The organism is Sphingomonas sp. 77B (genome assembly GCF_056497825.1).
Genome location: NZ_JBWMBY010000001.1, coordinates 1,945,845 through 1,967,656, shown reverse-complemented (window position 1 = coordinate 1,967,656; position 21,812 = coordinate 1,945,845). Strand labels below are relative to the sequence as shown.

The window sequence follows — 21,812 nt, the reverse complement described above, 5'->3', positions numbered from 1 at the left end:
TGCCGTGTTAGGGCGTGGCCTTCGACTGCGCTCAGGCTGAACGGAGGTAGTAATAGGGCCTTGATCCTAAAAGCCGTTCAGCCTGAGCGCAGTCGAAGGCCACGCTGCGACCGCTGGGAATAGGGTTCACGCGAAGCCGCGAAGTCGCGAAGATTTTGAGTTCGCGCAGAGGCGCGGAGGGCGCAGAGGTGTTTGGTCCGGCCGCAAGGCCTGTCCATAGTTTGTGAGCGGCAAGGTCTGCCGATCGAGACGGCGGGATGCCTTGCCACCGATCCCCCTCTGCGTCCTCTGCGCCTCTGCGCGCAAAAATCTTCGAGGCTTCGCGTCTTCGCGCGAACGATCGACATCCTCGCTTTGAGACAGCGAAACCCCGCGCTTGCCTGCCCGTCCCTGTCCGGTAAGGCTCGGCCGCGATGGAGTTAAGCAGGCGCAACATCCTGGTCGGCGGGGGCGTGGGGGCCGGGGTGGTCGTCGCCTGGGGGCTGTGGCCGCGTGCCTATCCGCCCAACCTGACGGTCGAGCCGGGCGAGCAGGCGTTCGGGGCGTGGCTGAAGATCGGGCGCGACGGCATCGTCACCGTCGCGGTGCCGCAGGCCGAGCATGGCCAGGGTATCGCGACCACGCTGGCCCAGGTCGCCGCCGATGAGCTGGGTGCCGACTGGCGCACCGTCGCCGTCGAGCCTGCGCCCATCAGCCCGCTCTACGCCAATCCGATCGGGGTCGATTCGCTGTTCGAGGACGCGTTCGGCCGCCTGCCCGAGGGGGTGCGCGACGAATGGCTGCGGCGCGACCAGGTGATGCTGACCGCTGGGTCCAGCAGCTTACGCATGTTCGAGGGCCCCGCCCGCGCCGCCGCCGCGACCGCCCGTGCGCTGATGGCGCAGGCCGCCGCCCGCCGCTGGGACGTGGACTGGAGCGACTGCGAGGCGAGGGACGGCTTCATAGTCCATGGCGACCAGCGGCTGCGCTTCGCCGAACTGGCCGAGGCGGCGGCAGGCGAGACGGTGCCGCATCCCCTGCCGCTGGGCAGCGGCGGCGCGGGGAAACTGGCGGGCAAGGATGTGCCCCGGCTCGATTCGCCCGCCAAGGTCGATGGCTCGGCCAATTTCACCGCCGACATCCGTCTGCCCGACATGGTGCATGTCGCGCTTCGCCACGCGCCGCTGGGCCATACTCGTGCCATCCGTATCGACCGCGCGGCGGCGATGAAGGTGCCGGGCGTCGTCGAGGTGATCGAGGGCGAGGACTGGATCGCGGTGGCCGCCAGCAGCTGGTGGATCGCGCAGAAGGCTCTCGACGCGGCCGCCCCTCGCGCAATCAGCGACGGGGCGGTGCCGACGTCGCAGGCCATCGTGCAAGGGCTAGAGGAAGCGCTCAAGGCGGAAGGCCGCACCGTCCTGACGCACGGCGATGTCGCGGCGGGGCTGGAGGGGCCGGGGCTGATCGAGGCGCGCTACCGGATCGGCACCGGCGTCCACGCCGGGATCGAGCCACGCGCGGCGGTGGCGGCATGGGCGGATGGCGGGCTGGAATTGTGGGTGCCGACCCTTGCGCCCGAAACCACGCGAACCGCCGCGGCGCGGGCGGCTGCGATCCCTGAGGACCGGGTGGTCGTCCATGCCATGCCGATCGGCGGCGGCTTCGGCCTGGGACTGGAGCAGGACGCGGTGGCGCAGGCGGCAATGATTGCCGCCAAGCTGAAGCGGCCGGTCAACGTTCAATGGTCGCGCACCGAGGATCTGCGCCGCGACGCCTGGCGCGCGCCCGCCATGGCCCGGATGACCGCGCGGCTGGCGCAGGGCAAGCTGGTCGGCTGGCGCGGGCGGATCGCGACGCCCTCGACCGGCGCGGCGCTGGCCGAGCGGGTGATGCCCGCCGGGCTGGTCCGCTGGGGGATGCGGGGTGAGGGGCGGGGTGATGCCTATGCGATGGGCGGGGCGGTGCCACCCTATGCGATCCCGGCGCTGGCCGTGCATCATCATGACGCGACGCTGCCGATCGAAACCGGCCATGTGCGCGGCGGCGCGCATGTCGCGAACTGCTTCATCACCGAATCCTTCATCGACGAATGCGCACGGGCCGCGGGGGCCGATCCGCTGGCGTGGCGGATCGCGATGCTGGGGCAGGAGCCCCGGCTGGCACGGTGCCTGTCGACCGCCGCCTCGCTTGGCGGCTGGGAGGGTGGCGCGGCAGGCAGCGGGCAGGGTGTCGCCGCGCATGGCTTTCGCGGCAGCTATGTCGCGGTGATGGCCGAGACGCATCGCGATGAGAATGGCCGCCCGGTGATCGACCGGCTGGTCGCCGCGATCGACTGCGGCCGGGTGATGAACCCCGATATCGTGCGCCAGCAGGTCGAGGGCGGGCTGATCTTCGGCCTCGCGGCGTTGCGGGGCGGGGCGGTCGGGTTCGACCGGGGCTGGGCCGTGCCGTCGCGGCTGGGCGCGCTGAACCTGCCGCGCCTCGCCGATACGCCGGACATCACCGTCGAAATTATCACGTCCGATGAAGCCCCCGGCGGTGTGGGCGAACTGGCCGTGCCGCCGGTCGCGCCCGCCATCGCCAATGCGCTCGCCACCCTGCCGGGCTTGCCACGGATACGAAGCCTGCCGATGGAGTTGTCCGCCTGATGCTGCCGCCCGATCATCCGCCCGTCCCGCGCCCGAAGATCGGTGTGCTGCTCATGAATCTGGGCACGCCCGATGCGCCCGATCCGAAATCGGTGAAGCGCTATCTGCGCGAGTTCCTGTCGGATCGCCGGGTCATCGAGATTCCGGCCCTGTTGTGGCAACCGATCCTGCGCGGGATCATACTGAACACCCGGCCCAAAAAGTCGGCCCATGCCTATTCGCTGGTGTGGCGCGACGACGGGTCGCCGCTGGCCGCGATCACGCGCGCGCAGGCGGTGGCGTTGAAGGACGCGTTCGGGCCGGGCGTGATGGTCGACTGGGCGATGCGCTATGGCCGCCCCGCCATCGCCGACCAGGTGAAGGCGATGAAGGACGCGGGGTGCGAGCGCATCCTGCTCGCACCGCTCTATCCGCAATATTGCGCGGCGACGACGGCCACCGCCAATGACCGCGCCTTCGCGCATCTGGCGACGCTGCGCTGGCAACCCGCGATCCGCACCCTGCCGCCTTATTATGACGATGCGCTCTATATCGATGCGCTGAAGACCCAGCTGGAGGCGCAGCTCGCGGCGCTGGATTTCGAGCCCGACGCGGTGGTCGCCAGCTTCCACGGGATGCCGCAACGGACGCTGGAGCTGGGCGATCCCTATCACTGCCATTGCCGCAAGACCGCGCGGCTGCTCGCCGAGGCGATGAAGGACACGCTGGCGGGGCGCGAGTTGCTGGTTGCGTTCCAGTCGCGATTCGGCCGCGCCAAATGGCTGGAGCCCGCCACCGACACGGTCCTCGAATCGCTGCCGGGGCGTGGCATCCACAAGGTCGCGATCCTGGCACCGGGCTTTTCGGCCGACTGTATCGAGACGCTGGAGGAACTGGCGATTCGCGGGCGCGAAAGTTTCGAAGGCGCCGGCGGCACCCATTTCGCCTATCTCCCGTGCCTTAACGACAGTGATGTCGGTGTCGCGATGCTGCGCGGATTGATCGAACGCGAGCTTCAGGGCTGGCTGCCGTAGCGTAATATTACGTTTCGCCCGGTGTTCGCCATTGCGGACGGCGCATGCCCCTTTTAAGCCACAATCTCATTTGGGAGAGGTTGAATGGCACGGGTCGCGATTGTGACGGGTGGTACGCGCGGTATCGGCGAGGCGATCAGCCTGGCGCTGAAGGAGGCGGGCATCACCGTCGCCGCCAATTATGCGGGCAATGACGAGCGCGCGCGCGAGTTCTCGGAGCGCACCGGGATCAAGGCCTATAAGTGGGACGTCGCCGACTATGACGCGGTCCAGGCAGGCGTCGCACAGGTCGCCGAAGAACTCGGCCCCGTCGACATCGTCGTCAACAATGCGGGCATCACTCGCGACGGCACGCTGCTGAAGATGACCTACCAGATGTGGAAGGAGGTCATGGACACCAATTTGGGCGGTTGCTTCAACATGGCCAAGGCGGTGTTCCCCGGCATGCGCGAGCGTAAGTGGGGCCGGATCGTCAATATCGGCTCGATCAACGGCCAGGCTGGGCAATATGGCCAGGTCAATTATGCCGCCGCCAAGTCGGGCATCCATGGCTTCACCAAGGCGCTGGCGCAGGAAGGCGCGCGCGTCGGCGTGACCGTCAACGCGATCGCACCGGGCTATATCGACACCGACATGGTCGCCGCCGTCCCCGCCGACGTGCTGGAGAAGATCGTCGCCAAGATCCCGGTCGGCCGCCTGGGCCAGGCGCATGAGATCGCGCGCGGCGTCGCCTTCCTCTGCTCGGACGAGGCGGGCTTCGTCACCGGCTCGACCCTGTCGATCAATGGCGGCCAGCACATGTATTGAGGCGGAGGCCATCCCCACAAGCCGTTTGCGCTGAGCCCTTCGGCTGGCTGGCTGGCAAGCCAGCCGCTCAGGATGAACTTCGGCGCAATGCGCCGAAGTCGAAGCGCACGCCAAGCGTTCGCCTCTTGGTGAAATCCTGTCCCTTGGCCTTCGACTTCGCTCAGGCTGAACGGATGTTGCGAAATCGTCTCGTGGGGGGATGGGAGATAAGCAAGAACGCCGACCTCCAGTGGGGAGATCGGCGTTCCGTCCTCGATACGCTACGCGAGAAAACTGGGGCGGGTGGGGCAGATACAGGCTCCGCCCGCCCTAACTGTTTAGCGGCAGTAGCCGGGACGGCCCGACCGCTCGATCGCACGGCCCGCCAGCGCGCCGCCCGCACCGCCGATCAGCGTGCCCAGCGTGCGGTCGCCCTGGGTGTCGATGGTCCGGCCCAACAGGCCACCCGCCACCGCGCCGACGATGGTGCCGGTCGTGCCCGAGCGGCGGCACTTGCTCGCCTGATACTCGGCGCGCGCGCCGTCGTTGTAGCCGCGATAATAGCGATCGGAATGAGGCGCCCGGCGATAGCGGTGCGCATCCGCAGCGGTCGCGGGCAGCACGGCGCCGCCGATCATCGCCATTGCGGTCGCCGCCAGGGTCAGGGTCTTCATCATGGTCTCACTCCCGAAACTCGTGTCGATCGACGGTCCCGTCCGTCGTCGTTGCACCGCTTCTGGCCGATTCGCGTTGAGCGCTTCCTGAATGCCGCCGTTATCCGCCGTTCATGCAAAAGCGGGACGGCGGCGCCGGACGAGGGGCTGTCGTGCTGCGCCGCAGCGCCTATGAGGCGCCATGCGTATCCTGTTGTCCTGCCTGTTGATCTTAGCCCTGGTACCGGGGTGGTCGGGCGAGCAGCGCCTGCCGCTGTTCGAGGGCAGGCCGCAGATGGACGTGCACCGCGTCGATCTCGATCCGCGCGATCCGTCGCGACGCAGGCTCGGCGCATTGACCTATCTGGGCGGTATCGTGCTGACGAGCCGGTTGCCCGCCTTTGGCGGCTACTCCTCGCTGGCGGTGGCAGGGGACCGTTTCCTGCTGCTGAGCGACGGCGGCAACATCGTGCGCTTTCGCATGGGGGCGGACTGGACGCCGCACGACCTGCAATTCTCCAACCTGCCTTCAGGCCCCGGCACGGGATGGGAGAAGCGCGATCGCGACAGCGAATCGCTGGCGGTGGACCCGAAGACGGGGCAGCTCTGGGTCGGGTTCGAGGGGTATAACCAGATCTGGCGCTATGCACCGGGCTTTACACGTGCCGAGGGGTATGTCGTGCCGAAGGACATGCGGAGATGGCCCCAAAACGGCGGGGCCGAGTCGCTGGCGCGTATGCCCGACGGACGATTCGTCACCATTTCCGAAGAGGCGAAGGTCCGGCGCAAATCCTGGCGCGGCGGCGAGGAATCGCGCCGCAACAGCCGCCAGGCGCTGATCTTCCCGGGCGATCCCCTGAAAGGCCATGCCCGTCGCTTCGCCTATCGGGTGTCGCCGAAATATGACGTCGCCGATGCCGCCGCGCTGCCCGATGGCTCGCTGGTCGTGGTCGAACGGCGTTTCCGGCTGCCCTTTCGATTTTCGAATCGGGTTATCCTGGTTCCTGCCGCCCAGATCACACCCGGACGCGTGGCGCGGGGGCAATTGATCGCGGAACTCGATTCGCCGCTGATCCACGACAATTTCGAAGGGGTGGCGGTGACGCAGGAGGCCGGGGCGACGATCCTGTGGCTGGCGTCGGATGACAACCAGCTGTTCCTGCAGAAAAGCTATCTGCTCAAATTCCGGTTGGACCGCGCGGTGATTCGCTGAGGGCGCAGCGTGGCCTTCGACTTCGCTCAGGCTGAACGGAGCGAGGGACTAGGCAACATACGCTGACCCCCGTTCAGCCTGAGCGAAGTCGAAGGCCAAGGGAATCCCCAACAACGACGAAAACCCGCCGCTCCAGGGAGCGGCGGGCTTCAACCCGTCGACCGACGTCGCTGATTAAGCGGCGGCGGCTTCGGTCTTGGCGGCGGCCAGCTTCTTGACAACGTCGCGCTTCAGGCGACGCACGCGCAAGCTCAGCTGATCGTCCGAGGTCTTGACCAGCCAGTTGTCCAGGCCGCCATTGTGCTCGACCGAGCGCAGGCCGTGGGTCGAAACGCGAAGACGGACGCTCTTCTCGAGCGAATCCGACATCAGCGTGACGTTCTGCAGGTTCGGCAGGAACGTACGCTTGGTCTTGTTGTTGGCGTGGGAAACGTTGTTACCCACCTGCCGGCCCTTGCCGGTCAGCTCGCAAATGCGCGACATGATCGTTATCCTGGTTTCAGGCAGTGCCCGGAAAGGCCGCGCCGATACCCCGTCCGGGGGGTGGCGTCAACCGATTCCCCGCAATCGCCCCTGCAATTCGCCGGTGCGGTGCCAGCAAATCGCGCGTGCAACTGCGCTTCGTCGGCTGCGTTGTTACGCCAACGAACCTTTGGGAGCCAGGGTCATGCGCGCTTTTCTCGTCCTGTTGGGCATCGTCCTCCTGTTGGCCGCGGGTGCCATGGCGATGGGGTGGATCAGCATCGATCAGACCCGCCCGGCCGTCGTCCAGGCACCGAGCTTCCGTGCCGAAGGGCCCAAGGTGTCGGTCGGCACCACCCAGAAGACGGTCGAGGTGCCGACCGTGCGCGTGGAAAAGCCCACCGACAACGCCCAATAAGCCCTTTTACGCGCTCTTGCCCGGATAGCGGGCAAGAGGCAGGGAGGGGCGATGTTTCCGCTCCCCGCCCCGATGCGCGCCGCGCTCGACGCCGCTGCCCAGGCGGGGCTGGCGGGTGAGGTGCCGGTGGGGGCCGTGGTGGTGCGGAGCGGCACGATCATCGCGACCGGGGCCAACGCACCCCGCCGCCTGCATGACCCCACGGCTCATGCCGAAATCCAGGCGATTCGGGCCGCGGCCATGGTGCTGGGGCGTGACCGACTGGAGGATTGCGACCTGTGGGTCACGCTGGAGCCCTGCGCCATGTGTGCGGGCGCGATCGCCCATGCTCGAATCGCCCGGCTCTATTACGCCGCCAGTGACCCCAAGGGCGGCGCGGTCGAACATGGCCCACGATTCTTCAGCCAGCCGACCTGTCACCACCGACTGGAGATTTATGCGGGGATCGGCGATGCCGAGGCGGCAGACCTGCTCCGGGACTTCTTCGCGGCCCGACGATAGGGCGGCTTCAGGGGCCCCTTCGCTTGTAGAAGAGGCGCACCAGCGCCGTGACCACAAGACTGCTTGCACCACCGACGATGGCCGCGCGGAGCGACGAATGGGGCGCGATGTTCCACGCATCTAATATCAGGAGCGAGACGAAGACGAGTATCCCGGTCAGCGGGGCCGTGATCCGCAAGGGAACACGAGCGTTCTTGTCCGGTCCTTGTTCCATGCCGATCGCTTGCCTTGGGCTGAAGGGGGTTTCTCCATGGACCAGTAAAGCGGGCCGGCCATGACGGGCGCATGACGGCAGGATGACGTGAAAGGGGCCCGGACGGTATCCCGCCCGAGCCCCTTTCCCATATTCGCGAATCGCTAAGCGATCAGCGCAGGTCGCCCTCGCGGATCGGCACGATCTTGATCTCGACGCGGCGGTTGGCGGCGCGGCCTTCCTCGGTGTCGTTCGAGGCGATGGGCTGCGACTTGCCGAAGCCGCGCGTGCCGATGCGGGCGGGCTGAACCCCTCGCGATGCCAGATAGTCGGCGACCGACACCGCGCGCTGTTCGGACAGGCGCTGGTTGTACGCATCGCTGCCGGTCGAATCAGTGTGGCCGTACACGTCGATATAGGTCTGCTTATACTGCGACAGGATGTCGGCGACCTGGTCCAGCGTCTGGCGGAACTGCGGCTGCACCTGCGACGAGTTGTAGGCGAAGGTGATGCCCGAGGGCAGGTTCAGCAGCAGGTCGTCACCCTGGCGGACCACCTGCACGTCGGTGCCTGCGGTGCGCGCGCGAAGGTCGCGCTCCTGCTTGTCCATGTACGCGCCGATGCCCGCGCCAGCCAAGCCGCCGATGCCCGCACCCAGGATCTTTTCGGTGCGGTCGCGACGGCCACCGACCAGATCGCCCAGCAGATAGCCGCCGACCGCGCCGCCGATGCCGCCGATCGCGGCCTTGGACAGGCGCTGCTGGCCGGTTTCCGGGTCGGTGGTGCAGGCCGAGGTGGCGACCAGGGCCGACAGCGCGGCGGCGGTGAGGAGCTTGGCGGGAAGTCGCATCAATCTGATCCTTGTTAGTTTCTGACAGCGTCTCGTCCCCCGGAACGCTGCGTCGGAAGGCCTTGTTCCGTAGCCGAACTGAACGGAACATGACGACGGGAGTTGTCGAAGGCCCTTCCGCCCCGCTATGAGCACTTCACAACGATGGCACCGCTGCCCCCCTTCCCGTGGATCGACGTCCTCATCATCCTCGCGCTTGTCGCGTTGAACGGCGTCTTTGCCATGAGCGAGCTGGCGATCGTGTCGTCGCGCCGTGCTCGGCTGGAGGCGATGGCGCGTGGCGGACGAAAGGGCGCACAGGCGGCGCTGACGCTGGCCGCCGATCCGGGCAAGTTCCTGTCGACCGTCCAGATCGGCATCACCCTGACCGGCATCATCGCGGGTGCCTATTCGGGTGCCAGCCTGGGCACGCCGACCGCGGCAAGGCTGGAGGCGCTGGGCGTCGCACCCTCGACCGCCGCGACCCTCGGCTTCGCGCTGGTCATCGGCCTGACCACCTATGCCTCGCTGATCCTGGGCGAACTGGTGCCCAAGCAGTTCGCGCTGCGCAAGCCCGAGCCGATCGCGGCCTTTGTCGCGCTGCCCATGCGCTGGCTGGCGGTGGGCACGGCGCCGATCGTCTGGGTGCTCGATTCGACCAGCGGCGTGATCTTCAAGCTGCTGGGCCTGAACCGCGATAACGAGGATCAGGTGACCGCCGAGGAGCTCCACCTGATCGTGGCCGAGGCGTCCAAGTCGGGCGTGATCGAGGAGCATGAACGCTCGATCATCTCGGGCGTCGTCCGCCTGGCCGACCGGCCGGTGCGCGAGGTGATGACGCCGCGCACCGAGATCGACTGGCTCGACTGCACGCTGGACGACGAGGCGATCCGCGCCAAGCTGCTGGAGAGCCCGCGCACCCGCCTGCCGGTGGGCGAAGGCTCGATCGACGCGGTGGTCGGCGTGGTGCAGGCGCGCGACATCGCCATGGCGCTGTTCCGGGGCGAGCCGCTCGATCTCAAGCATCTGATGCGCAAGGCCCCCGTCGTGATCGACCGGATCGACGCGATGGACGTGCTGCTGGCGCTGCGCCAGGCCGAGGTGCCGATGGCGCTGATCCATGACGAATATGGCCATTTCGAAGGGATCGTGACCCCGTCGGACCTGCTGGCCGCGATCGCGGGCGAATTCGCCTCCGACGCCGATCCGGGCGACGCCCCTTCGGTGGTCGAGCGCGACGACGGATCGCTGCTGGTGGCGGGCACCATGGCGGCGGATGCGCTGGCCGACCGGCTGGGCATCGACCTGCCCGACGACCGCGATTACGCGACCGTGGCGGGCCTCGCGCTCGCCGTGTTCCGCCACCTGCCGGGGGAGGGCGAGAGCTTCGTCGAACAGGGCTGGCGCTTCGAGGTGGTGGACCTCGACGGACGGCGGATCGACAAGCTGCTGGTCAGCGAGGCTTGAGGGTCTTCGGCTTCGGGGGCGGCAGTGCCACGAAGTCGATCTGCTGAAAATCGGCCTGGTTGACGACGTAGATGACCCGAGCGGTACAGCGATAGGGAATGTCGGCCTCGCTGCCGATCGACACCGAAGTCCAGGTCCGACGGGCTTCCCGCAACGCCGTCGTCGCGGCGGCATCATCCTTGGGTAGCGTGAAGAGCTGATCCGAAATCTTTATCGTACAGATGTCGGGCGGCGCATACGCCATCGTAATCGGCAGAGATGCTTCGACTTTTTTGCCGGAGGGTGCGGCAGGTAAAGCCATCCCGGCCAACACCAAGGTTGCGGGTAGGGTGGCAGTCGACCAGAACATCATGATCGAAAGGCTATCAGCCGGTCAAACCAGCGGCAATGCGGATCAGTGCGGGGCATTATATTTGCCATTGTCGATGCATCGGAATGCTGACAGGCTGTGGTCATGCCGATGATCCTGCCTTTTCTGGTCGCCGCCCTGTCCGTTTCTGCCGTGCCGTGCGCAGATGGCGACTGGATATTGAAGACCGGGGATGCCGCCCTTTTCCAGTTCGGCGTCCATGCTTCGCCCAAGGGGTTGGAGGCGACATGGGATCGGCCGCAAGATTTTGACTTTGACAAGGAAAGCTTCACGAACGTCACCGGGCCGGTCATCCGCCGCACGGCGATCAAGGTGCAGCCGGTGAGCGACGATCTGGAACTGACTTTCGACGATCCCCGTCCCGGCGCGACCCCGGATATCTTTCGTCTGCACTGTCTGGCCGATGGGCATGTCTCGGCCATGTATCAGGGGGTCGGGTTCGAGCCCTTCCTTCTCGACCGTGCCGTACCGGGCAAGGGTATACTGGGGCCCTGGACGGCGAAGCGCGCCTATCAGCAAAAGGTGGAGTATTCGACCAACGCCGAGATGTCGGCGATCTTCAAGGCGGATCAGGACGATCGGCGGCAGCCGAATATCGACTGGTCGGTGGTCGGCCCTGCCGATGAGAAGCGAAAGGCGCGGACGCAGGAACTGCTCGATGCCGGAGCGTTGCACAGCGGCGATGATTTCTACCACGCTGCCTTCCTGTTCCAGCATGGCGACAAGCCGAACGATTATCTGATGGCGCATCTCTTGGCGCTGATCGCGGCGGCACGCGGCAAGGCCAAGGCGGTGTGGATCGCATCCGCGACGCTCGACCGTTATCTCCAGTCGATCGGCAAGCCCCAGGTGCTGGGCACGCAATACAGCATTCCGCGTGGCGGCCCAGCGACGCAGGAGCCCTATGATCTGACGCTGGTGTCGGACGCGCTGCGTCAGGCGCTGCGGGTGCCGCCGCTGGCCGAACAGGAGAAGCGGCGGGAGGCGCTCAGCGATCAGGCAAAGGCGCCAGTAGCGCCGCCGTCCAAACCCTGACGTCGGTTTACCCCGCCCAGCGGAACCGCACCAGCGCCATGACCAGCGCGAAGACATAAGGCATAGCCGAATCGGTCCAGCCGCACGAGGCGGAGCCCTCGGCGGCGGCGCAGGCTGCCGATCACGGCCATGGCCCCGCCCGCCAGGATCGGCGTCACAGCCAAATTTATCCGGCGCCATTGCGGGTCAGTGATCGGGGAATGGGGAAACAGCCAAAGGCTCAACCCGCCTGCGATCAGGCCCCACAGGGCAAAGCCGAATGTCGCGAGCAGCGGGTTCTTCGGCCTCTGGAATGTCTCGCCCAGGCTCTTGCTCAGGCCATGGACGCCGATCTCGGCGGCGGTTTCGATCAAAAGCTGGATCAGCAGCTCGCCGCCATATTGAATCAGGATTTCGAACAGAAATTCCATGCCGCCACGGCCCCGCCTTCAACAGGACGAGGCTAGAGCAAGATAACATGAGATGAACTCACCCCTCCCCTTCAGGGGAGGGGCCGGGGGTGGGGCGCTTCCGCAAGCGTGAGGTCTGTGGCGAGGCCCCACCCCAACCCCTCCCCCGAAGGGGAGGGGCTTGCCTCGATTCAATGCAATGTCATCACGATCTAAGGCGCAACGGCGGCCGGGCTCAAGCGGCGAGTTCGATATCCCCGGACGCCATCACCCGCGCGATCTGCGGCAGGATGTTCTCGATGGCAAAGGCGTGGAGTTCGGCGGAGCGTGATGCGCAGGCATCTTCGGCGATGACCACGTCATAGGACAGTTCCCAGGCCGAACGTGCCGTAGATTCGACGCCCATGTTCGTCGAGATGCCCGCGATCACCACGGTGCGCACGCCGCGCCTGCGCAATTGCAGGTCCAGGTCGGTGCCGGTGAATGCGCCCCAATGATGCTTCAGGACGACGATATCGTCCGGCTGGCGCAGGTCGGGCAAGAACTCGCTGAATTCGGGCGGCGTGCCTCCGGCGGGCAGGCTTGGGCGGTCGACATTCTGGCTGGGCATCGTCGCGGGCGTGAAACCGACATGGACGAGGACCACGGGCGCGCCCGCCGCGCGGAAACGGTCGGCGAGCGTCCTGGCGGTCGCCACCACCTCCTCACCCGAGCGGGGGCCGCCCGCATGGGGAACGATGCCCTTTTGCAGGTCGATGAGGATCAGGGCGGTGGTGCGGGGATCGAGCGACGGCATCATGCCTCAACCGGCGGACGCTCGGCGCGTTCCGTCAGAGCCTGCCGAACACCGCCTCAAATCCCACCCGGTCGCCCGCCGCCAGCAGCCGCGCCTGTTCCAGCCAGCGGTCGCGCGCCATGCGGCCCGAAAATGCCCCGAGCTGGGCGTCGAGCGCCTGGGCCTGCGCCTCGCTCAAGCCCGCCATGTCGCCGACCGTGGTGATGCCGTGCTGGGCCAGCGCCTGGGTCAGCTTGGGGCCCAGGCCCTTGAGCAGCGTGATCGGCTGATCCTCGGGCCGAGACGGTTCGGTGGGGGCGGTCGCGGCTTCGGCGGCCGGGCTGGCGGTCATCGGTGCAGCGGCGGCGACCGGCTCGTCGTTCAGCGGCTCGTCCGCGAAGACAGGCTCTTCGGGCGCGCTCGGCGTCGGCATGACCGGGGTCGCGACGGGCGCAGGGGCAGACGCAGGCGTCGGGGCCGGAGTCGGGGCGGGTGCAGGCGTAGGTGCGGGCGCCGGGCTCGCCTTGGGCTCGGTCAGCGAGGCTTCGCTGATCGGCTTGCGGTCGGGCTGGCGCACGGCCAGCCCGGCTTCCTGCGCATTTTCCTCCACCCGGCGGGCGGCCTCTTTGCGGCGGTGCTTCAGGCGCATGCCCACCACGATCATCGCGATCGCCGCCAGCGCGACGATGGCGAGCAGGACGAAATGAATGGTCGTGATCGCCGCCACGCCATCGGGAATGAGGCTGGTCGCCGGTGCTGCGGTCGTATCGTTCATGGTGTTACCCTATCCACCCATTGCCTCAAGGGCGAGCGTCGCCCCAATCGCTGGGATCAAGCCTCGGTTCCCGCTTCGCGCGCAACCTCGCGCCAGCCGATGTCGCGGCGGCAAAAGCCGCCGGGGAAGCGGATCGCATCGACCGCGCGGTAGGCGGCGGTTTGTGCCTCGCCCACCGTCGCGGCGCTGGCGGTCACGGCGAGCACGCGGCCGCCGCTGGCGACCAGTTGATCGCCGTCCATCTTCGTGCCCGCCTGGAACACCACCGCGCCGGTCGCCTCTGCCGCGTCGATCGCCTCGATCGCGCCGCCCGCCCTGGGCGTGCCGGGATAGCCCGCCGCCGCCATCACGACGGTCAGCGCGGGATCGTCCGAGAAGGCGGGCGCGGGCAGTTCGGCCAGTCGCCCCTCGGCCACTGCCAGCATCACCGCCAGCAGATCGCCCTGGAAGCGCAGCATCAGCACCTGGCACTCGGGATCGCCGAAGCGGGCGTTGTACTCGATCAGCTTCGGCCCCTGCTCGGTCAGCATCAGCCCGGCATAGAGCACGCCCGAAAAGGGCGTCCCCTCGGTGCGCAACGTGTCGACGGTCGGCCGCACGATCCGGTCGATCGCTTGTTGCTCCAGCTCGGGCGTCAGGACGCGCGCGGGGCTGTACGCGCCCATGCCGCCGGTGTTGGGGCCGGTATCGCCGTCGCCGACGCGCTTATGGTCCTGCGCCGAGCCGAAGGGGAGGAGCGCCTCGCCATCGGTCAGGACGAAGAGGCTGGCCTCCTCACCCTCCAGAAATTCCTCGATGACGACTTCGGCACCGGGGACCGAGAACAGGTCGGTGATCGCGCCCTCGGCCTCGGCCTTGGTGAAGGCGACGGTCACGCCCTTGCCCGCCGCCAGGCCATCGGCCTTGATGACGACCGGCAGGCCGAAGGTCGTCGCGAGCGCGGCCTGCGCCTCCGCCAGCGTGTTCACCCGGACATAACCGGCGGTCGGGATGTCGGCGCGGCGGCAGAGATCCTTGGTAAAGCCCTTCGAGCCTTCCAACTGCGCGGCGGCCTTGCTCGGCCCGAATACGGGGATGCCCTCGGCGCGGAGCGAATCGGCCAGGCCGTCGACCAGCGGTGCTTCGGGGCCGACCACCACCAGGCCCACGCCATGCTCCTGCACGAACGCTACCACGGCGGCGTGATCGGTCGCGTTCAGGGGCACGCAGGTCGCATGGCTGGCGATACCGGGGTTGCCGGGCGCGGCGTAGAGCGTATCTAACCCGTTCGACTGTGCCAGCTTCCACGCCAGCGCGTGTTCGCGGCCACCCGATCCCAGCAGCAGGACGTTCATGCCCGATCCTTATCCCTATGACGAAAGTGCGAGGCTGGTAGCCGAGGAGATCGCCGGCGACAACGCACTCGCATTGTCGGTCGGCGAACTCAGCCTGAAGTTGAAGCGGATGGTGGAGGGCGAATTCGGCCATGTCCGCCTGCGCGGCGAGATTTCCGGCTATAAGCGCGCGACCTCGGGCCATGTCTATATGAGCCTGAAGGACGAGAATGCGGTCATCGACGCGGTGATGTGGAAGGGCGCGGCCAACACGCTGCCCTTCCAGCCGCAGGACGGGGTGGAGGTGATCGCGACCGGCCGCCTGACCACCTTCCCCGGCCGTTCCAAATACCAGATCGTCGTCGAGCGGATGGAGTTGGCGGGCGCGGGCGCGCTGATGGCGCTGTTCGAGAAGCTGAAGGCAAAGCTGGCGGGCGAGGGGCTGTTCGCCCGCGAACGGAAAAAGCCGCTTCCCTTCATGCCGCCGGTCATCGGCGTCGTCACCTCGCCCACGGGGGCGGTCATCCGCGACATTCTCCACCGGCTGGAGGATCGCTGTCCGACCCATGTCATCGTCTGGCCGGTCAAGGTGCAGGGTACAGGCTCGGCGGACGAGGTTGCCGCCGCGATCCGGGGCTTCGATGCGATCCAGCCCGGCGGCCCGGTGCCGCGCCCCGACCTGGTGATCGTCGCGCGGGGCGGCGGTTCGATCGAGGATTTGTGGTCGTTCAACGAAGAAGCCGTCGTCCGCGCGGTCTCGGACTGCTCGATCCCGATCATCTCGGCGGTCGGGCATGAGACGGACACGACTTTGTGCGACTATGCTGCCGACCTGCGCGCGCCGACCCCCACGGCGGCGGCGGAGATTGCGGTGCCGGTGCTGGCCGATATCCGCCTGACCGTCGCCGCGCATGGTCAGCGCGCCGAACGCTGCGCGCGTCGCTATGTCGAGCGGGGCCGCGAGCGGCTGGAGGCGATGGCGCGGCTGCTTCCCAAGCGCGACCAGTTGCTGGGGCCGCAGCGCCAGCGGGCGGACGAGGCGGGCGCGCGGCTGGATCGCGGGCTGGAGCGGCGGGTGACGCTGGCGCGTGGTGGGTTGGACCGGGCGGGCGCGGCGCTGCGTCCTGCCATCCTGGAGCGGCAGGTGGAGCGGGGCCGCGACCGACTGGCTTCGACCTGGCGGCTGGTTCAGTCGCTCAACCCCGATCGTATCCTGGAGCGCGGCTATGCCCGGATCACCGCGCGGCCCGGCGGCGAGACGCTGTCTTCGGCCGAGGCGGCCAGGGCGGCCGACACGCTGACCCTGCGTTTCCGCGACGGCACGGTCGACGTCGCCGTCGATCAGGCCGGGGTTGAGCGCCCCGCCCCCAAAACCTATGAAAAGCCCAAGCGGGAGCCCAAGGTCGACCAGGCCCAGTCGAAACAGGTCGGGCCGGATCAGCCGACGCTCCTTTGACCCGAAAGTGACCCAGATGCTCATGTCGAACACCGATCGCCCCGCGAAGCTCCATTATATGGCCAATGGCTTTCGCGTCCTGTCGCCGGGCGATCATGTCGTCTGCGCGGTGACCGGACGGCGCATCGCGCTGGAAGACCTGAAGTACTGGAGCGCGGCGCGGCAGGAGGCCTATGCCGATGCCGAGGCGACCGCCAAGGTGCTCGGCCCGCAATGAGGGCTTGGGGCGGGGCATTCGCGTTGCTGCTGGCCGGATGCGTGGCACCGGCCGAGCCGATGGCGGCACCCGCTGCTACCCTGGCGCCGCGCCCCGCTTCGACCCCCGTCGCCATTGCCCTGACCCCGTTCCGCTGGACCGGACAGCTCAGCCAGGGCGGTCTGATCCGGGGGCAGGCGCCGACCGGCGCGGTGTCGGTGACGCTCGACGGCCAAGCCGTGTCGCTGGCCCCCGACGGCGCATTCCTCGCCGGGTTCGACCGTGACGCAGGACCATCGGCCGAATTGGTCGCCACACTGTCCGATGGGCGCCAGGTGCGCCAGCCATTGACCATCGCGCCGCGGGACTGGCGGATCGAGCGGCTGAACACGCTGCCCAAATATCCCGTCCCCGATCCCGAATTCCAGCGGCTTCGCCCCCCAGAACTGGCCCAGATCCGCGCCGCCCGCCTGGCAGTGACCGATGCCGAGGGCTGGCGCCAGACGCTGGCATGGCCGGTGACGGGGCGCATCTCGGGCCTGTTCGGGGCGCAGCGCATCTATCGCGGCGAGCCGGGCAGCTATCACTCAGGCACCGACGTCGCGGTCCCCACCGGCACGATCGTCCGCGCCCCCGCCGACGGCGTCGTGATCCTGGCGGCGCAGCAGCCCTTCACGCTGGAGGGGCATCTGCTGATGCTGGACCACGGCCAGGGATTGAACAGCGCCTTCCTCCACCTGTCGCGCATCGACGTCCGCCCCGGCGATCATGTCCGCCAGGGCCAGCCGATCGGCGCAGTCGGAGCCACCGGCCGCGCGACCGGCCCGCATCTCCACTGGAGCCTGCAATGGCGCGGGCGCAAGCTCGACCCGCTTTTGGTGACGGGGCCGATGCCGTGACCCGGTCAGGTCAGCGGATGCGCTTGACCAGCATCGAGCGTCCGCCCGCTATCGAAGCGCGATAGCCGCTGAGCGGCGCTTCCTTCAGGACGATCTTGTCGCCGGGGTCGGGGGGAAAGGTCAGTGCATCGATCGTCTGCCAGACAGAGCCATTGGCCAATTCTAGGTTCCACCGGCCATAGCTGTTGGCCGCCTTTACCGACGCGATCTTGGTATCGATCTGGCGAACCTGGGTGGTGTCGTCGTCCTTGCCACCACCGAACATATCGCTTGTCGACGTGGCAAGGCCGAACCGGGACTGTTTGCGGGCGATGACGGTCTTGCGGTCCATCACCATAAGTTCGCCGGATGCGCGCGAGGCCAGAATGGTTGCAGCGGCGCGGTCATAACAGGCCAAGCGCGCGCCATCCTGGGCGATGGCCTTGCACTGGGACAATTCATCGACTTGGCGGACGGCGACGCCATCCTGTGCACCGGCAGGGATGGCGGCCAGGATCGACATCGTTCCAGCAAATGCCATCAATCCGTTTCGCATGTTGATCAATTCCCGCCTGCTCGACCGGAGCCATCCGACACGGCCCGTTGGGCAAGATCGCGGCTTGCCTCGCGCTGACGGGCCCATTCCTCGCGTGTCATGCACAGCTTTTTGGCTTTCACGAACGACCCCGTCTCGACGATACGGCGACAAATCTGCTTGTCGGCTGTGGTCGGATCTACAGGGGGTTTTGCGGGCGTGGCTGCGGTCGAACTTTGCGCCGCCAATGCCAGAACTAGACCAAGCGTCATCGTGCATCTCCCGTTGCGAAGGACGTTCGGTACGCCCCCGCACGAAGATATCCGCCCGGAACACGACATAGGCAATATGCTTCTTTTATTACCTGATCGGCGATTTGGGCCCTGCTAACGGCCACTCACCACCCTCCTGTTGCACTTATGCTACAACGCAGCAAAAAGGTCATAATCTTTCAAAGAACGATTGTATAAGGTTTTGCCAGCCGGTTAGGCTGCCCCCAGCAGCAGGGTTAACCTGCGCTAATGATCGGCCCGGTCAAACGGGCGACAAAAGGGGTTAGATATGAAGCAGTTCATGCGAGGCCAGTTGCTGGCGTCCAGCTTGCTGGCCGGAAGTGCCATTTTCGGCGCTGTTCCCGCTTTCGCGCAGACGACGGATCAGGCTGGCAATGCGCCGGTCGCCGCGCCAACCGCCGCGCAGGAGCCCGGTGTCCAGACCAACGAGTCCACCAGCCCCACGACGCAGGGCGGTGACGTCGTCGTCACCGGGACTCTGATCCGCAATCCGAACATCATCGCGACCAGCCCGGTGACTGTCGTCAGCCAGGAGGAAATCCAGCTCCGCCAAGTCAACGTCGCGGAGCAGATCCTGCGCGAACTGCCGGGCGCGGTTCCCTCGATCGGTTCGCAGGTGAACAACGGTAACGGCGGTGCGTCCTTCGCCAACCTGCGCGGCCTTGGCACCAACCGCAACCTGATTCTGCTCGACGGCGCACGTATCGCGCCCGCAGGCCTGGGCGGCGCGACCGACCTCAACAACATTCCGCTGGCGCTGATCGAGCGCACCGACGTGCTGACCGGCGGTTCGTCGACCACCTACGGCGCGGACGCGGTTGCAGGCGTCATCAACTTCATCACGCGCAGCGACTTTTCGGGCGTCGACGCTTCGCTGACCGACCAGATCACGGGCAAGGGCGACGGCCACAGCTATCGCGCCGAACTGACCGTTGGTGCCAACATGGATGACGGCCGCGGCAACGCGGTGCTGAGCCTCGGCTATCAGGAAACCGACCCTGTCTACCAGGGTGATCGCGATTTCGGCGTGCAGTCGATCGATTCCTACACCGGCGCGGCAGGCGGCTCGGGTACGACCGTCCCGGGTGTCTTCTCGACTGGCGCGGGTACGCGTCAGCTGAACAGCACCGGCACGGCCCTGGTTCCGATTTATTCGCGGTTCAACTTCAACCCGTACAACATCTATCAGACGCCGTTCCGCCGCTTCAACATCTTCGGTTCAACGAAGTATGAAGTGTCCGATCACCTGGAATTCTACAGCCAGGCGATGTTCTCGAAGAACACGGTTTCGACCATCATCGCGCCGTCGGGAACGTTCGGCAACACGCTGACCATTCCGATCAGCAACCCGTATCTCTCGGGTGGTGTACGCGACACCTTCTGTCTGAACGCCGTCGATGCCGATCCCAACACGGCAGGCCGTCAGGCGCCGACTCAGGCGCAGTGCAACAGCTATTACGGTGCCACCAGCACCACCGATCCGAATTATCGTACCTTTAATACCTCGGCATCGCGTCGCTTCGTGGAGGCCGGGCCGCGTATCAGCGAATACACGACCCAGTTGTTCAACATCCGCGCAGGTGTCCGCGGCGCACTGGTCGGCAACTTCAACTACGACGTGTTCGGCGCCTATGGCGAGAGCGAGAACGTTCAGCGCCAGTCGGGCAACGGCCTGCTGTCGCGCCTCCGTCAGGCGGCGCTTGCGACCAGCACCACGAACTGCATCAATACTGCTAATAACTGCGTTCCGATCAACCTGTTCGGCCCGGCTGGCAGCATCACCTCGGACCAGCTGGGCTTCCTGCTCGGCGTGAACACCAGCAGTTCGGTCCTGACGACGCTCGGCACCTTGCGCGGCGTCATCTCGGGTGACTTCGGCGTGTCGAGCCCGTTTGCTGAAACTCCGATCAGCATCGCGTTCGGTGGCGAGTATCGCAAATATACCGCCCGCACGACGTCGGATGCCGCCACCCAGACGCCTGGCGAAGTGCTCGGCAACGGTGCGGCGAGCCCGGATGCCAGCGGTCGTTACGACGTGAAGGAAGGGTTCGTCGAACTCAACGTCCCGGTCGTCGAGGACAAGCCCTTCTTCCGCAGTCTGAACCTCGAAGCGGGTGCCCGTTATTCGGACTATTCGCGCTCGGGCGGCAACTGGACCTGGAAGGTCGGCGGCAGCTGGGAGCCGGTGGCTTCGTTCAAGCTGCGCGCGCTGTACAACCGCGCGGTTCGCGCGCCCAATATCGGCGAGCTCTTCTCGCCGGTCGTGACCGGGCTCGACAACCTGGCGGTCGACCCTTGCGCCGGTGCGGCGCCGACCACCAACGCCAATCTGCGCGCGGTCTGCCTGGCGCAGGGCGCTCCGGCATCGACCATCGGCAACATCCTCAACGGTTCGTCGGGGCAGATCAACACCACGGGCGGCGGCAATCCCAATCTGGGCGTCGAAAAGGCTAGCACCTTCACGGTCGGGGCGGTGATCCAGCCGACCTTCCTGTCGGGTTTCTCGCTGACGGTCGACTATTACAACATCAAGGTCGACAATGCGATCGGCGCGCCGACCGTAGGTGACGTGATCAACGGCTGCTTCGGCAATCTGACTGCGGCGAGCGCGACCAGCGCGGCCTGCACGGGCATCCGTCGTAACCCGCTGACCGGCGGCCTCGACGGTAGCGCGGCGGATACGCTCGGCCTGCCGGTGCCGCTGGCCAATATCGGGCAGTTGCTGACCGACGGTATCGATCTGGCGGCGAACTATCGCCACAATCTGGGCTTCGGCAAGCTGACCCTGAATTTCATTGGCAACTGGACCAGCCGTTCGAAGTATCAGGCGACGCCGACCTCGATCTACCGCGAATGCACCAGCTATTATTCGGTGAACTGCGGCTCGATCCAGCCGGAGTTCTCGTTCAATCAGCGCACCACGTTGACCATCGACAAGGTCGATCTGTCGGTCCTGTGGCGTTACCTGGCCCCTGCCAAGTATGAGCCTCTGGCGCTGGCTGACGATATCGCGTCGGGCGGCGGCCCTGTGGCTGCTTACCAGCGGATCAAGGCCTATCACTATTTCGACCTGACCACGCGCTTCCAGGCAACCGATCGTTTCTCGCTGCTGTTCGCAGTGCGTAACGTGTTCGATCGCAAGCCGCCGTTCGTGGGCTCGTCGATCGGTTCGACCAGCTTCAACAGCGGCAACACCTATCCGTCGACCTACGATCCGCTGGGTCGTCTGTTCTCGGTCACGGCGCGCGTTACGTTCTGATTTTATAACAGGACTGCCTCAGGAGGGCGGTGGCTTCGGCCACTGCCCTTTTTTTGTGCGTCGCTGAGAGCACGCGATCCTCGTGTTTCGGCTGCATGAGGCAGCGGACAAACCCTTCCCACCACCCGATTTCGATCTGGCTTTGCTGTTTCAATTTTCTTCCAAACTTATGTCAAAAATATTGTCGCAAAATGTATCAATGGCGCCGTATCCGACACGTCCTGCAATCGATATCATGGCATTGCGTAAGGGTGCATGTCGTATCCGTCATGATGTAACGCGTGGTTACCTGTTGCATTTTTCCCATCTTTACAACGGCACTGCTCCGTACCAATCAAGCAACATTCGGTTACGGAATGGAAATTCCGTTTCATGA

General features: G+C 66.5%; 23 protein-coding genes. 12 read left to right on the top strand and 11 right to left on the bottom strand.

Annotated features, from left to right (window positions below):
- Positions 1-413: 413 nt before the first annotated feature.
- From AC1GI4_RS09245 to phbB, 3 genes are all read left to right on the top strand, one after another.
- Positions 414-2,627 carry a xanthine dehydrogenase family protein molybdopterin-binding subunit gene (locus AC1GI4_RS09245; RefSeq protein ID WP_479629321.1) on the top strand — a complete coding sequence of 738 codons (2,214 nt, stop codon included), beginning with the start codon at positions 414-416 and terminating at the stop codon, positions 2,625-2,627.
- Entirely contained in the window at positions 2,627-3,640 is a 1,014-nt protein-coding gene (hemH, locus tag AC1GI4_RS09240; RefSeq protein WP_479629320.1) for a ferrochelatase, read from the top strand. The genes AC1GI4_RS09245 and hemH overlap by 1 nt, the downstream gene beginning before the upstream one ends.
- A gap of 84 nt (positions 3,641-3,724) precedes the next feature.
- Positions 3,725-4,447 carry an acetoacetyl-CoA reductase gene (gene phbB / locus AC1GI4_RS09235; RefSeq protein ID WP_058751053.1) on the top strand — a complete coding sequence of 241 codons (723 nt, stop codon included), beginning with the start codon at positions 3,725-3,727 and terminating at the stop codon, positions 4,445-4,447.
- Between the two features lie 317 nt (positions 4,448-4,764).
- On the opposite strand, the gene AC1GI4_RS09230 is transcribed toward phbB, so the two are convergent.
- The gene (locus AC1GI4_RS09230) at positions 4,765-5,103 is read right to left on the bottom strand and encodes a glycine zipper 2TM domain-containing protein (protein WP_433909599.1); all 339 of its coding nucleotides are present in this window, start codon (positions 5,101-5,103) and stop codon (positions 4,765-4,767) included.
- 178 nt (positions 5,104-5,281) lie between these two features.
- Between AC1GI4_RS09230 and AC1GI4_RS09225 the strand changes: the two genes are divergently transcribed.
- Positions 5,282-6,292 (top strand): esterase-like activity of phytase family protein, encoded by a 1,011-nt coding sequence (locus tag AC1GI4_RS09225; RefSeq protein ID WP_479629319.1) that lies wholly within the window; start codon positions 5,282-5,284, stop codon positions 6,290-6,292.
- Between the two features lie 174 nt (positions 6,293-6,466).
- Here AC1GI4_RS09225 and rpmB read toward each other — a convergent pair whose 3' ends face one another.
- The gene (gene rpmB, locus AC1GI4_RS09220; RefSeq protein WP_042487226.1) at positions 6,467-6,775 is read right to left on the bottom strand and encodes a 50S ribosomal protein L28; all 309 of its coding nucleotides are present in this window, start codon (positions 6,773-6,775) and stop codon (positions 6,467-6,469) included.
- A gap of 184 nt (positions 6,776-6,959) precedes the next feature.
- Between rpmB and AC1GI4_RS09215 the strand changes: the two genes are divergently transcribed.
- On the top strand, positions 6,960-7,172 hold the full coding sequence (locus tag AC1GI4_RS09215; RefSeq protein ID WP_479629318.1) for a hypothetical protein: 213 nt from the start codon (positions 6,960-6,962) through the stop codon (positions 7,170-7,172).
- Positions 7,173-7,244: 72 nt separating this feature from the next.
- Positions 7,245-7,673 carry a nucleoside deaminase gene (locus AC1GI4_RS09210; protein WP_294274833.1) on the top strand — a complete coding sequence of 143 codons (429 nt, stop codon included), beginning with the start codon at positions 7,245-7,247 and terminating at the stop codon, positions 7,671-7,673.
- Between the two features lie 7 nt (positions 7,674-7,680).
- On the opposite strand, the gene AC1GI4_RS09205 is transcribed toward AC1GI4_RS09210, so the two are convergent.
- On the bottom strand, positions 7,681-7,887 hold the full coding sequence (locus tag AC1GI4_RS09205; RefSeq protein ID WP_479629317.1) for a hypothetical protein: 207 nt from the start codon (positions 7,885-7,887) through the stop codon (positions 7,681-7,683).
- 151 nt (positions 7,888-8,038) lie between these two features.
- On the bottom strand, positions 8,039-8,716 hold the full coding sequence (locus tag AC1GI4_RS09200; RefSeq protein ID WP_294279775.1) for a YiaD family glycine zipper/OmpA-like lipoprotein: 678 nt from the start codon (positions 8,714-8,716) through the stop codon (positions 8,039-8,041).
- Positions 8,717-8,860: 144 nt separating this feature from the next.
- Between AC1GI4_RS09200 and AC1GI4_RS09195 the strand changes: the two genes are divergently transcribed.
- On the top strand, positions 8,861-10,162 hold the full coding sequence (locus tag AC1GI4_RS09195; protein ID WP_294274792.1) for a hemolysin family protein: 1,302 nt from the start codon (positions 8,861-8,863) through the stop codon (positions 10,160-10,162).
- On the opposite strand, the gene AC1GI4_RS09190 is transcribed toward AC1GI4_RS09195, so the two are convergent.
- Positions 10,149-10,514: a hypothetical protein gene (locus AC1GI4_RS09190; RefSeq protein WP_479629316.1), complete on the bottom strand. Its 366-nt coding sequence runs from the start codon at positions 10,512-10,514 to the stop codon at positions 10,149-10,151. The genes AC1GI4_RS09195 and AC1GI4_RS09190 overlap by 14 nt on opposite strands.
- 102 nt (positions 10,515-10,616) lie before the next feature.
- Between AC1GI4_RS09190 and AC1GI4_RS09185 the strand changes: the two genes are divergently transcribed.
- Positions 10,617-11,567 (top strand): hypothetical protein, encoded by a 951-nt coding sequence (locus AC1GI4_RS09185; protein ID WP_479629315.1) that lies wholly within the window; start codon positions 10,617-10,619, stop codon positions 11,565-11,567.
- Here AC1GI4_RS09185 and AC1GI4_RS09180 read toward each other — a convergent pair.
- From AC1GI4_RS09180 to purD, 4 genes are all read right to left on the bottom strand, one after another.
- On the bottom strand, positions 11,528-11,977 hold the full coding sequence (locus tag AC1GI4_RS09180) for a hypothetical protein (protein WP_479629314.1): 450 nt from the start codon (positions 11,975-11,977) through the stop codon (positions 11,528-11,530). The two genes, AC1GI4_RS09185 and AC1GI4_RS09180, sit on opposite strands and share 40 nt — an antisense overlap.
- Positions 11,978-12,191: 214 nt before the next feature.
- A complete protein-coding gene (locus AC1GI4_RS09175; RefSeq protein ID WP_479630384.1) occupies positions 12,192-12,752 on the bottom strand; it encodes a hydrolase in 561 nt (186 codons plus the stop codon).
- 34 nt (positions 12,753-12,786) lie between these two features.
- Entirely contained in the window at positions 12,787-13,506 is a 720-nt protein-coding gene (locus tag AC1GI4_RS09170; RefSeq protein WP_479629313.1) for a hypothetical protein, read from the bottom strand.
- A 56-nt stretch (positions 13,507-13,562) separates the two neighbouring features.
- The gene (gene purD / locus AC1GI4_RS09165; RefSeq protein ID WP_479629312.1) at positions 13,563-14,840 is read right to left on the bottom strand and encodes a phosphoribosylamine--glycine ligase; all 1,278 of its coding nucleotides are present in this window, start codon (positions 14,838-14,840) and stop codon (positions 13,563-13,565) included.
- Here purD and xseA point away from each other — a divergent pair.
- Genes xseA through AC1GI4_RS09150 form a run of 3 tightly spaced genes read left to right on the top strand, consistent with a single transcriptional unit; the run spans position 14,839 to position 17,370 of the window.
- A complete protein-coding gene (gene xseA, locus AC1GI4_RS09160) occupies positions 14,839-16,275 on the top strand; it encodes an exodeoxyribonuclease VII large subunit (protein ID WP_479629311.1) in 1,437 nt (478 codons plus the stop codon). The genes purD and xseA overlap by 2 nt on opposite strands.
- Positions 16,276-16,291: 16 nt before the next feature.
- Positions 16,292-16,492, top strand: coding sequence for a DUF2093 domain-containing protein (locus AC1GI4_RS09155; protein WP_294274837.1), 201 nt, complete (start codon positions 16,292-16,294; stop codon positions 16,490-16,492).
- Positions 16,489-17,370, top strand: coding sequence for a peptidoglycan DD-metalloendopeptidase family protein (locus AC1GI4_RS09150; RefSeq protein WP_479629310.1), 882 nt, complete (start codon positions 16,489-16,491; stop codon positions 17,368-17,370). Before AC1GI4_RS09155 ends, AC1GI4_RS09150 begins: the two co-directional genes overlap by 4 nt.
- A 10-nt stretch (positions 17,371-17,380) precedes the next feature.
- On the opposite strand, the gene AC1GI4_RS09145 is transcribed toward AC1GI4_RS09150, so the two are convergent.
- Entirely contained in the window at positions 17,381-17,872 is a 492-nt protein-coding gene (locus AC1GI4_RS09145; protein ID WP_479629309.1) for a hypothetical protein, read from the bottom strand.
- A 38-nt stretch (positions 17,873-17,910) separates the two neighbouring features.
- Positions 17,911-18,156, bottom strand: coding sequence for a hypothetical protein (locus AC1GI4_RS09140; RefSeq protein ID WP_479629308.1), 246 nt, complete (start codon positions 18,154-18,156; stop codon positions 17,911-17,913).
- A 289-nt stretch (positions 18,157-18,445) separates the two neighbouring features.
- On the opposite strand from AC1GI4_RS09140, the gene AC1GI4_RS09135 reads away from it, so the two are divergent.
- A complete protein-coding gene (locus AC1GI4_RS09135) occupies positions 18,446-21,436 on the top strand; it encodes a TonB-dependent receptor domain-containing protein (RefSeq protein ID WP_294274813.1) in 2,991 nt (996 codons plus the stop codon).
- Positions 21,437-21,812 lie beyond the last annotated feature (376 nt).